The following is a 10698-nucleotide window of genomic DNA, read 5'->3' on the forward strand; positions in this document are numbered from 1 at the left end:
AGAGGAGGACTGAAATGGAATATTATCGGCAATTGTTTCTCGCGGCCATCATGGGGCTCGCCATCGCAGCAACACCAGCATTCTCGCAAGATGCCGACGATGATGACGACGATGATGGGGCAGCTCCGGCTGCTGCGGCGACGGAGCAGGTAACGCGGGCAAGCAAGGACGTGCCCGAACTGGTGCTTGGGTCAGCGGAAGACAGCTTTACCGTCAATCAGAAGGACTTCGAACTGATCGCCGGTCAAGGCTATCGCTGGAAGATTACCTCCGCGGCAGGGCTGGAGTACAAGTTCCATACGGATCTGTTCCGCAATGTCTGGATGAACCAGATCGTCATCAACGATCTGGAGGTCCACATGAACGGGGCACCTGCCTGGCTGGAGTTCGATGCGGAGGGAACGATGCAGGTCCAGTTCACGACGATCCGTCCCGGAACCTACACCTGGTCAGTGCCGGATCTCGTGGACAGGGGCATGCAGGGCACGATCACCATCAAGTAACCCAGGAACGGCTGAGAAAGGCGGGATCATGCAGCATGTGAAGGCGGATGAAGGCATGATCCCGCCCGCCGCTCTGGACGTCTCTCGAGTGAGTCATGCCTATGGTCCCAAACAGGTGCTTTCGGATGTGTCTTTCATGGTCCCACAAGGCCGGTTTTCGGTCTTGCTGGGTCTCAACGGTGCCGGAAAGACAACATTGTTTTCCTTGATCTGCCATCTCTACGATAGCAGGCATGGCGCAATCCGTATCTTTGGGCATGACGTCGTGCGGCAATCGGGTCACGCGCTTCGCCGGCTCGGGATCGTGTTCCAGGCTCGTACGCTCGACCTTGACCTCAGTGTTTACCACAACCTCGCGTATCACGCGTCATTGCACGGGATCGGGCGGGGCGAGGCGAGGCAGCGGATCGGCTTACTGCTGCAGCAGGTCGGGATGGAGGATCGCTTGCACGCCAAGGTCCGGGCGCTGTCGGGCGGGCAGATGCGCCGCGTCGAGATCGTCCGCGCCCTGCTGCATCGCCCACCGCTGCTCCTGCTGGACGAGGCCACAGTCGGTCTCGATATCCGGTCCCGCGCCGATATCCTGGCGACCATACGACGCCTGGTGGCAGAGGAGCGGATCAGCGTCTTATGGGCGACCCACCTGATCGACGAGGTAGATGTCAGTGACCGGGTTGTCCTGCTTCACAAGGGGCGGGTACTTGCAGACGGTCGCGTCTCCGACGTGGTCTCGGCCAGCGGCACGGAGGATATCGGCCAAGCCTTCGGAGTGCTGACCCAATCTGGTGCACAGGCGGAGGAGGTGCTGCGATGACGTCGCCTGTCCAAGCCGGGATCCTCTCCGCTGACCGCGGCCACGAACGGCGCTTCGGGGTGCGCCACCACCTCATGTGCTTCCGCGGGATCGTCTTCCGCGAGGGCTTGCGCTTCCTCAACCAGCGCGAACGCTTCATATCCTCGCTGGTCCGCCCGTTATTGTGGTTGTTCGTCTTTGCGGCAGGCTTCCGGCAGGTCCTCGGCGTCTCGATAATCCCTCCCTACAAGACCTATGTCCTCTACGAGGTCTACATCACGCCCGGCTTGTGCGGCATGATCCTGCTGTTCAGCGGCATGCAGTCCTCGCTCTCCATGGTCTACGACCGTGAGATGGGCAATATGAGGACCCTGCTCGTCAGCCCTTTCCCGCGCTGGTTCCTGCTCGTGTCAAAGTTGCTGGCAGGTGTCACGGTTTCCATCCTGCAGGTCTATGTTTTCCTCGCTATCGCGTGGTTCTGGGGCGTGAAGCCGCCGGTCATGGGCTACCTGTTCGTCCTGCCGGCGCTTTTTCTTGCGGGAGTGATGCTGTGCGCGCTCGGCATGCTGCTTTCATCGATGATCAAGCAGTTGGAGAACTTCGCAGGCGTCATGAACTTCGTGATCTTTCCGATGTATTTCGCCTCGTCCGCCTTGTATCCTCTCTGGCGCATCCAGGAAGCCAGCCCGCTTCTTCACAAGATCTGCCTCGCCAATCCGTTCACATACGCGGTGGAACTGGTCCGTTTCGCGCTCTACGGGCAGATCGACTGGTATTCCCTGTGGATCGTGGTGGGGTGCATCCTGCTCTTCCTGGGCGGCGCCATCTATGCCTATGACCCATCGAAAGGCCTGCTCAGCCGCAAGCAAGACGGAGGAGGAAACACATGAGACTTTCGACGCACGTGAAGGCATGCCTCAGTGCGCTTGGGCTGCAAGGTGCCCTCTTCAGTCCGGTTCCGGCAGCTCAGGGAGATGATCCCGAGTGGCCCTGCATCCAGCGCAAGGTGCCAGAGCTTTCACTGGCCCAGATATGGACCGGACCGGAGTTGCCGCCAGGCGCCAGCGATTGGGCAGATAATGCCGAAATCGTCGCTCTCGTCGCAGAGGTCGCCGCCAGGCGTGTGCCGATGGCGGAGGCCGAGCAGAAGATTCGGGACTTTGCCGCCAAACTGACGCCCGACGAACGGAAGGCGAAACTTCCGAAGCTTGTGAAAGGCCTTTTCGAACAAATGAACCGCGAGCGCTCGCAGGTCATCAGCGGCATCGGCCGGTATGCCCACAAACAGAGGGATCTGGCAGACGCACTACGCAAGGAGGCTTCGGCTGTCGATGCGTTACGGGCGAAGGCCGACGCCGATCCCAATGAGGTTGCTGTTCGGAACGACCGGCTCGTCTTCCAGACGAGGATCTTCCAGGAGCGGGTACAGTCTCTCACTTTCGTCTGCGAGGTGCCGACCTTGATCGAGCAGCGCTTGTATGCGCTCGCCAAGACGATCTCGCAGACGCTGGAGAGCCGTTAGGCTTAAGGGAACTGCTTGAGGTAGGCGATCACGTTCGCGAGGTCCTCGTCCTTCTTCAGCCCGACGAACGCCATCTTGTTACCCTTGATATAAGCCTTCGGGTCTCGAAGATATTCCGTGAGGGTTTCGTCGTTCCAGACAATACCTTTCTCGCCGGCCTCGACCATGGCCTTCGAGTACTTGAACCCTTCATGAGTACCTGCAGTGCGACCGACCACGCCCTTGAGTGACGGGCCGATCTTGTTCGTGTCGCTCTCGACGACGTGGCACGCCTTGCACTTCGTGAATACTTTCTCGCCGGCTGCAGCGTCTTGCGCCAGACACTGCCCCGCCGTTGCGATCATGAGGCCTGCCGCCCCCAGCATTACCGTAAGCTGCATTCCACCCCTCCCAAAAGGACCAGTCCGTCGTGTAGCCGTTCGCTCCCACGCCGGCACTCTACACGCGGAGAAGTTAGATCTTCACCCCGGCGAGTCAACACCGCATCGTCGGATGTTATCACCGCGACGCGGTCGGTTGACGTATGTTCGCGTGGGGCATATTCTCTTGGTAGCTTTTCATCGGGCACCTTGAAGAGCCATTGTCGGCGCCTGCTTTCAACGCATGGGTGCGACGTTAGACTTTGCGCGATCACGCAAGAAAGGTGCTTCTTTGAACCTCGTCGATCTTGTCTTGACCGTTTGCCTGTTCGCCAGCCCAACCAGCTGCCGCGACGAACATCTCTATTTCGAAAGCGAAGGCTCGCTCATGCAGTGCATGGTTTCAGCACCTAGTCGCATCGCGCGATGGTCGGCAGGCCGACCGGCATTGAAGGTCATGCGCTGGAAATGCGTTTATCCTGATGGGAGCCTCGATATCTGACGGGGCAGACTGCTTTAGGGGGGAGTGGCATGGGAATATCAAGACGCGAATTCGGGAGCTTGGGGCTTGGTTTGCTGGCGACCAGCGTGGGCTTTCCTGCCATCGGGGCGTCCGACCTGCCGAGGATCAAGGTCGGCGTCCTCAAGTTCGGCACCGTCAGTTGGGAACTCGATACCATCAAGCATCATGGTCTGGACAAGAAGAACGGCGTCGATGTCGAAGTCCTGGACTTCGCCGGAGAGGACGCAACCAACGTCGCCATGCTGGCCGGCGATCTCGATGTCATAGTCTCGGACTGGCTCTGGGTATCGCGCCAGCGGTCGGAGGGCGAGGCGCTGACACTGGCGCCCTACTCCACGGCAGTTGGCGCGGTAATGGTCAGGAATGACGCCGAGCTGCACCTACTTCCGGACCTCGTCGGCAAGAAGATCGGCGTCGCTGGCGGGCCACTGGACAAGAGCTGGTTGCTGATCCAGGGGCTTGCGCAGCAGGATCACAGGCTGGACCTGTCGAAGGAAGCGGAGATCGTCTACGGCGCGCCGCCACTGCTGGCGGAGAAGGCGCTTTCGGGGGAACTGGATGCAGTCCTGAACTTCTGGCATTTCTGTGCTCGCCTGGAAGCGGAAGGCTTCCGGCGACTGATCGGTGCCGACGATGCCGCACGCGGCTTGGGAGCATCTGGCCCGGTATCGGCGCTGGGATATGTGTTTCGCGAGAAATGGGCTGGCGAGAACCAGGAAATGGCTCTGAGCTTCGTCCAAGCAAGTGCGGATGCAAAGGCGTTGCTTGCGACTTCCGATCCGGAATGGCAGCGGCTTGCGCCCTTGGTCCGTGCCGAGGAACGTGCGCTTGAGGTGCTACGCGATCGCTACCGCGAAGGTATTCCGCAGCGTCCTGTTGCCGAAGAGGAGCAAGATGCGGCCAAGCTCTACGAAGTCCTCGCCACCCTGGGCGGCGAAAAGCTCGTCGGAAAGGCCCGGCAGATGGCGCCCGGCACCTATTGGGCCGCATTGAAGGCATGAACGTTGACGAGGATGCGAGGGCTGGCTTGGTGTCCGGGCAACCCGAGCGTAGCCGCCGCAGGGCCGCCGCTTTGCTGCCGCTGGCGAGCACCGCGGCATCTCTGATCGGTCTCCTGCTGGTGTGGAGCCTCGTCGCGGGGCTCTGGCCCAGCCGCGCACTGCCGCCACCAATGGCGGTATGGCGCGTCATCCTCGCCGAATTGATGAGCGGCGATCTCCTCTACCATCTGATGATGACCTTGTGGCGTGTCGCTGCCGCTTATGTCATTGCCATGGTGGTCGGAACGATGATCGGCGTCCTGCTCGGCCGGCGACAACGGCTCAACTCATTCTTCGATCCCTGGCTCGTTCTCTTCCTGAACATACCGGCCCTGGTGATCATCGTGCTTGCCTATATCTGGTTCGGGTTGACGGAAGCAGCCGCGATCGGCGCCGTGGCGGTCAACAAGATCCCGAACGTCGTCGTCACGATGCGCGAGGGAGCGCGCGCGCTCGATGAACGGTTCATGGAAATGGCGCAGGTCTACCGCCTGACCAAATTGGACAGGGTCCGGCATATTCTGGTGCCGCAACTCCAGCCTTACTTTGCCGCGGCATCACGTTCAGGCGTCGCGTTGATCTGGAAGATCGTTCTCGTCGTGGAACTGCTTGGTCGCTCGAATGGCGTCGGCTTCCAGATCTACCTCTATTTCCAGATATTCGAGGTTGCCGGTATCCTCGCCTATACCCTGGCCTTCGTCGCCATCATGTTGATGATCGAACTCGTTGTGGTGCAGCCCGTTGAACAGCATGCAAGCCGCTGGCGTCGCCGCGCCGCTTAAGGTCGACATCCGCGAAAAGAGGTTCCGCTCGACGGAGGGCGTAGGCGTTCTCGCTCTGCGAGACCTCTCCTTCGAAGTCGGGACGGGCGAGTTCGCATGCCTCCTCGGCCCGTCCGGATGCGGCAAGACCACAACCTTGCGCATACTGCTCGGCCTTGATCGCGACTATTCGGGCAACATTCGGATGCCGGTCGAGGGCAGTCACCGCATCGCGGCTGTTTTCCAGGAGCCGGTGCTCCTGCCGTGGCGGACGGTGGAGCAGAATATCCGGCTGACGCTGCCTCCGTCGCTGAAGCAGGTCGTGCTCGACGAGTTGCTTGAGATCCTCGGGCTGTCCGGGCTCCAAACCCTTTATCCTTCGGAGCTCTCGCTGGGCCTTGCGCGACGCGTCGCTCTTGCCCGCGCCTTCGCGACTGAACCTTCCATCCTCTTCCTGGACGAGCCGTTCGTGTCGCTTGACGAGGCCACCGCCGACAGACTGCGACGCCTTCTCGTAAGGGTATGGTCCGCACGACCGACCACAGCATTGATGGTGACGCACAATTTGCGCGAAGCCCTCTTCCTTGCCGACAGGATCATCGTCCTATCGTCCCGCCCAGCAAAAGTCATTGGCGTCTTCAACGTCGATGTGCCCCGGCCGGAAAGGGATGCGGACCAACTGGACCGACTGGTTCTCGCCTTCAAGCAGCACTTTGCCGGCGTGGAAGGCTTCGCCTGATGATTCAGTCACGATTGAGGGAGGTCGCAACCCGATCAGAAGCAGCGCACCTCTGCCTCTGCCTGCGCGCGCCGCAGATCCGACGTAGCGGACCTGGCAGGAGCGCTTTGGCGAAACAGGACGCCCCTTTCCCCCGTGAGCAGGCCGAGGCTTCGAAAAGTCTCCGCCTCCTCATATCGGGCATAGGGTATGATCGATGAAATGACGTCTATGGAGCAGGAACAGCTTTCCAAGGCCTGACGCGAATTGCCGTTTGCCTTCATGCAGCCATAGACGTAGTCGGCGACAGCGACTGTCGGGTAATCCTGCGCAGCAGAGGCACCGGCCGCATACATGAGGACTGCGAAAAACGCTGCGGACCGGCGTTTGTGGGCGAGCGTCATAAGCGACCTCCAAGGGGCTCGCGAAGCGATGCAGAATGTTCATGCTTCAAATACATAAGTATTATCATAACAATTGATGAGGCCAAGTTAAACAAGAATCCCTTTCTGGGATGGTATGCGGTGATATTGCGGCGCAGCAATTCTTTTGCGCCGCACCACACCGATGTATTTATTCTTGCCTATACGGATTTTGTATCCTATCGTCATCTTTGTCCTCCGGCTTCAAGGCCTTGCCTTATGGGAGGGGCAAGGCTTCGCAGGTGAAAATCGGTCCGGCAGCAACGGTGCCCGCTGCTCAGCCCGATGGGCATCGTGACACGCTGACGGAAGGCGATCCCAGACAGCATGAACGCTCATGACCGGCGCAGTGGGTCCTGTTGGACTGGTTGCGTCGCGATGACGAGCCTCGGGTGAATAACTGCATCGGGAGGACTTAGCATGCGCCTGACCAAAACCTCTGCCTGTCTGTCGACTGCCGCCGGATTTCTGGCAGCTGCCCTTGCCGGCACGGCACTTGCCAATGACGAACTGACTGCCCTCGCGGCAGATTCGAAGAACTGGGCGATGCCCACCGGCGATTACGCCAATCATCGCTATTCCAAGCTGAACCAGATCACCAAGGACAACGTCAAGGATCTGCAGGTCAAGTGGACCTTCTCGACCGGCGTCCTGCGCGGGCATGAGGGGGGGCCGCTGGTGATCGGCGACATCATGTACATCCATACGCCGTTCCCAAACATCGTCTACGCCCTTGACCTGAAGAATGACGGGAAGATCCTCTGGAAATACGAGCCCCGGCAGGATCCGAACGTGATCGGGATTATGTGCTGTGACACGGTGAACCGCGGCGTGGCCTACGGGGATGGCAAGATCATCCTGAACCAGGCAGACACGACGGTTGTCGCTCTGGACGCCAAGACGGGTGAAGTCGTCTGGTCGGTGAAGAACGGTGACCAGATCGACGGCGGCAAGGGCGAGTCGGGTACGGCTGCCCCAATGGTCGTCAAGGACAAGGTCATCATCGGGGTGTCGGGCGCCGAGTTTGGCGTACGAGGCTGGACCGCCGCCTACAACCTCAAGGACGGTTCGCTGGCCTGGAAAGCCTATTCGATGGGGCCCGATTCCGAGACGCTGATCGACCCGGAAAAGACCACCCATCTGGGCAAGCCCGTCGGACCGGATTCAGGGTTGAACACGTGGGAAGGCGAGCAGTGGAAGACCGGCGGCGGGACGACATGGGGATGGTTCTCCTATGATCCCAAGAGCAATCTTGTCTTCTACGGCACCGGAAACCCCTCCACGTGGAACCCGGTGCAGCGTCCCGGCGACAACCGCTGGTCCATGACCTTGATGGCCCGCGATGCGGATACGGGCGTTGCCAAGTGGCTCTACCAGATGACGCCGCATGACGAATGGGACTATGACGGCGTCAACGAGAACATTCTCGTGGATGCGATGGAGATCAACGGTCAGCCACGCGACGTCCTTGTGCACTTCGACCGCAACGGCTTCGCCTATACGCTCGATCGCAATACGGGCGAACTCCTGGTTGCCAAGAAGTACGATCCGAAGGTCAACTGGGCGACGGAAGTCGTCATGGATCCGAACAGCGATCAGTACGGTCGGCCACAGGTCGTGGCTCAGTATTCCACTCACCAGAACGGTGAGGATACAAACACGACCGGGGTCTGCCCTGCCGCCCTGGGGACCAAGGACCAGCAGCCTGCATCCTACTCACCCAAGACCGGCCTGTTCTACGTGCCGACGAACCACGTCTGCATGGATTACGAGCCCTACAGGGTGAGCTATACGGCGGGGCAGCCCTATGTCGGTGCCACGGTCTCGATGTATCCGGCTCCTGACAGCCATGGCGGCATGGGCAACTTCATCGCCTGGGATGCGGCCAAGGGTGAGATCGTGTGGTCGAAACCTGAGCAGTTTTCAGTCTGGTCCGGTGCGCTGGCTACGGAGGGCGACGTCGTCTTCTACGGCACGCTGGAGGGCTACATCAAGGCTGTCGATCTGGACGGAAACGAACTCTACAAGTTCAAGACGCCGTCCGGGATCATCGGCAACATCAACACGTTCGAACACGGCGGCAAGCAGTACATCGCCGTCTTGTCGGGTGTTGGTGGCTGGGCGGGTATCGGTCTCGCCGGGGGCTTGCTGTCACCGGAAAATGCCGCTGCCTGGCACGGCGCCGTGGACCAGGGCCGTGAACAAGGGGACGAAGCCCAGGTTGTCGGCACGGCCGGGCTGGGAGCGGTCGGCGGTTACGCCGCACTGGCTGACTACACCACACTCGGGGGTCAGCTAACGGTCTTCGGCCTGCCCGACTGAGACCACTGACGGACAACCGGGCTGCACAGGATGCAGCCCGGTTGCACCCAGCCGGCAATCGCGTTTCGGATTGTCAGATGTGTGCGTCCGGTCAAGGACCACACAGCCCAGTGAGCTTGAGGTTGCTTGATGAGTTTCCGTCTTTTCGCCTTGACCTTTTCCGCCTTGTTTCCTGTCTTGATCCCAACCATCGCCGCATCAGCTGATACCAAGGAAAAGGCCGCGGCCGTTTCCGAAGAGGATGGCAAATTCTTCGATGCGGACGGTACTCCGACATTCAAGATCGAAAACGGCACGGTCGACTGGTACACTTTCAGCGGCTACCGCCGCTACCATTCCGACTGCCACGTCTGCCATGGGCCTGACGGCGTCGGTTCCAGCTATGCGCCTGCTCTGGCAGAGAGCATGAAGAACATGGACTATCCCACCTTCCTTTCGATCGTTGCCGAGGGACGGCAGAATGTCGGAGGCGGCAAGGAGAATGTCATGCCTGCGTTCGGCGACAACAAGAACGTCTACTGCTACCTTGACGATATCTACGTTTATCTTCGCGCGCGTGCGGTGGACGCGGCGCCGCGTGGCCGGCCGCCCAAGAAGGCCGACAAGCCGCAGGGGGCGAAGGATTATGAAGCGTCCTGCATGGGTGGGTGAGATGGCGAGCACCGTCCTCCGACGTTTCCTATCGTTCGTCGTTGTTGCATGTGCGGGCCTTGTTCTTCCGCTACAGGCGCAGGCGCAGACCGCGGGGCTGGGAGCGGCCGGCGAACTGGTCGACCCTGACGTTCTGCGTGTCTGTGCCGACCCGTCCAACATGCCCTTCACCGACGAGAGTGGCGAAGGGTTCGAGGACAAGCTTGCGAAAATGGTTGCGACCGCGACGGGACGAAGCTCGGTGGCCTATACCTGGTTTCCATCGATCACGGGCTTCGTGCGCAACACTTTGGGTGCCAATCGCTGCGATATCATCATGGGTTATGCGCAGGGAGATGAACTGGTCCAGAACACCAATGCCTATTACCGCTCCTCCTATGTCCTCGTCTACAGGAAGGACGGAGACCTGGCTGGGGTCGAGACGTTGACGGACGCTCGTCTTGCCGACAAGCGCATCGGCGTTGTCGAGGGGACACCTCCCTCGGCCAACATGGCCGCCGCCAAGCTGATGCGCAAAGCCAAGGTCTACCCGCTGATGGTCGACACGCGGATCGCACCGTCCATGGCCGAAGTGATGATCGGCGACATGCTCAAGGGGGTGATCGACGCTGCGGTGATCTGGGGGCCGATGGCCGGGTACTATGTCGAGAAATCGGGTGCCGATCTGGCCGTTGTTCCCCTGATCAAGGAGAAGGGCGGCCAGCGGATGACCTACCGGATCACAATGGGCGTGCGGCCTTCGGATCAGGAGTGGAAGCGAACGCTGAACACGTTCATCCGCGAGCACCAGGCAGACATCAACAAGCTGCTGTTGGACTACGGAGTGCCGCTGCTCGATGAGAAGGATCATTCGATAACGCAATGACAGGATGACGCCACTGCGGAGGCGACTCCGACGCGGCTTGGATGGCGAGGTTCGAAGATCGGCCAGATGGACCGGTATCGAGCCCACCCGATCGAAACTCAGGAGGGGATGAGATATGGACGTTCGCGCCGCCGTTGCTGTTCAAGCCGGCAAGCCGCTTGAGATCATGACCGTTCAGCTCGAGGGGCCGCGGGCGGGTGAGGTGCTGGTGGAGGTGAA

12 protein-coding genes are annotated in these 10698 nt (G+C 60.4%); 10 read left to right on the top strand and 2 right to left on the bottom strand.

Annotated elements, in window-relative coordinates:
• Positions 1-14: 14 nt before the first annotated feature.
• The 4 genes from RTCK_RS19250 (at position 15) to RTCK_RS19265 (ending at position 2818) form a co-directional block, all read left to right on the top strand.
• Complete coding sequence (locus tag RTCK_RS19250; protein ID WP_142593992.1) at positions 15-503, top strand: cupredoxin domain-containing protein; 489 nt, start codon at positions 15-17, stop codon at positions 501-503.
• 28 nt (positions 504-531) lie between these two features.
• A complete protein-coding gene (locus RTCK_RS19255; RefSeq protein ID WP_142593993.1) occupies positions 532-1317 on the top strand; it encodes an ATP-binding cassette domain-containing protein in 786 nt (261 codons plus the stop codon).
• 74 nt (positions 1318-1391) lie between these two features.
• Positions 1392-2186: an ABC transporter permease gene (locus tag RTCK_RS19260; RefSeq protein WP_235988778.1), complete on the top strand. Its 795-nt coding sequence runs from the start codon at positions 1392-1394 to the stop codon at positions 2184-2186.
• Positions 2183-2818 carry a hypothetical protein gene (locus RTCK_RS19265; protein WP_142593995.1) on the top strand — a complete coding sequence of 212 codons (636 nt, stop codon included), beginning with the start codon at positions 2183-2185 and terminating at the stop codon, positions 2816-2818. Before RTCK_RS19260 ends, RTCK_RS19265 begins: the two co-directional genes overlap by 4 nt.
• Before the next feature lie 2 nt (positions 2819-2820).
• Here the strand turns inward: RTCK_RS19265 and RTCK_RS19270 are convergent, their stop codons facing one another.
• A complete protein-coding gene (locus RTCK_RS19270; RefSeq protein WP_235988779.1) occupies positions 2821-3183 on the bottom strand; it encodes a c-type cytochrome in 363 nt (120 codons plus the stop codon).
• Positions 3184-3708: 525 nt separating this feature from the next.
• Here RTCK_RS19270 and RTCK_RS19275 point away from each other — a divergent pair.
• The 3 genes from RTCK_RS19275 to RTCK_RS19285 are packed head-to-tail and all read left to right on the top strand — an operon-like array spanning position 3709 to position 6240.
• Positions 3709-4701 carry an ABC transporter substrate-binding protein gene (locus RTCK_RS19275; protein ID WP_142593998.1) on the top strand — a complete coding sequence of 331 codons (993 nt, stop codon included), beginning with the start codon at positions 3709-3711 and terminating at the stop codon, positions 4699-4701.
• A complete protein-coding gene (locus RTCK_RS19280; protein ID WP_142521676.1) occupies positions 4698-5522 on the top strand; it encodes an ABC transporter permease in 825 nt (274 codons plus the stop codon). Before RTCK_RS19275 ends, RTCK_RS19280 begins: the two co-directional genes overlap by 4 nt.
• Positions 5491-6240, top strand: a complete 750-nt coding sequence (locus RTCK_RS19285; protein WP_142594247.1) for an ABC transporter ATP-binding protein — start codon at positions 5491-5493, stop codon at positions 6238-6240. Before RTCK_RS19280 ends, RTCK_RS19285 begins: the two co-directional genes overlap by 32 nt.
• A gap of 35 nt (positions 6241-6275) precedes the next feature.
• On the opposite strand, the gene RTCK_RS19290 is transcribed toward RTCK_RS19285, so the two are convergent.
• A complete protein-coding gene (locus tag RTCK_RS19290) occupies positions 6276-6623 on the bottom strand; it encodes a hypothetical protein (protein ID WP_235988762.1) in 348 nt (115 codons plus the stop codon).
• Positions 6624-7061: 438 nt separating this feature from the next.
• Between RTCK_RS19290 and RTCK_RS19295 the strand changes: the two genes are divergently transcribed.
• The 3 genes from RTCK_RS19295 to RTCK_RS19305 all read left to right on the top strand — a co-directional run bounded on the left by RTCK_RS19295 (position 7062) and on the right by RTCK_RS19305 (position 10479).
• A complete protein-coding gene (locus tag RTCK_RS19295) occupies positions 7062-8963 on the top strand; it encodes a methanol/ethanol family PQQ-dependent dehydrogenase (RefSeq protein ID WP_142593999.1) in 1902 nt (633 codons plus the stop codon).
• A gap of 129 nt (positions 8964-9092) precedes the next feature.
• A complete protein-coding gene (locus RTCK_RS19300; RefSeq protein WP_142521678.1) occupies positions 9093-9614 on the top strand; it encodes a c-type cytochrome, methanol metabolism-related in 522 nt (173 codons plus the stop codon).
• 1 nt (position 9615) lies between these two features.
• A complete protein-coding gene (locus RTCK_RS19305) occupies positions 9616-10479 on the top strand; it encodes a substrate-binding domain-containing protein (protein WP_142521679.1) in 864 nt (287 codons plus the stop codon).
• The last annotated feature ends 219 nt before the right edge of the window (positions 10480-10698 follow it).

The sequence above is a fragment of the Pseudorhizobium endolithicum genome, from assembly GCF_902153245.2.
Taxonomy (GTDB): Bacteria; Pseudomonadota; Alphaproteobacteria; order Rhizobiales; family Rhizobiaceae; genus Neorhizobium; species Neorhizobium endolithicum.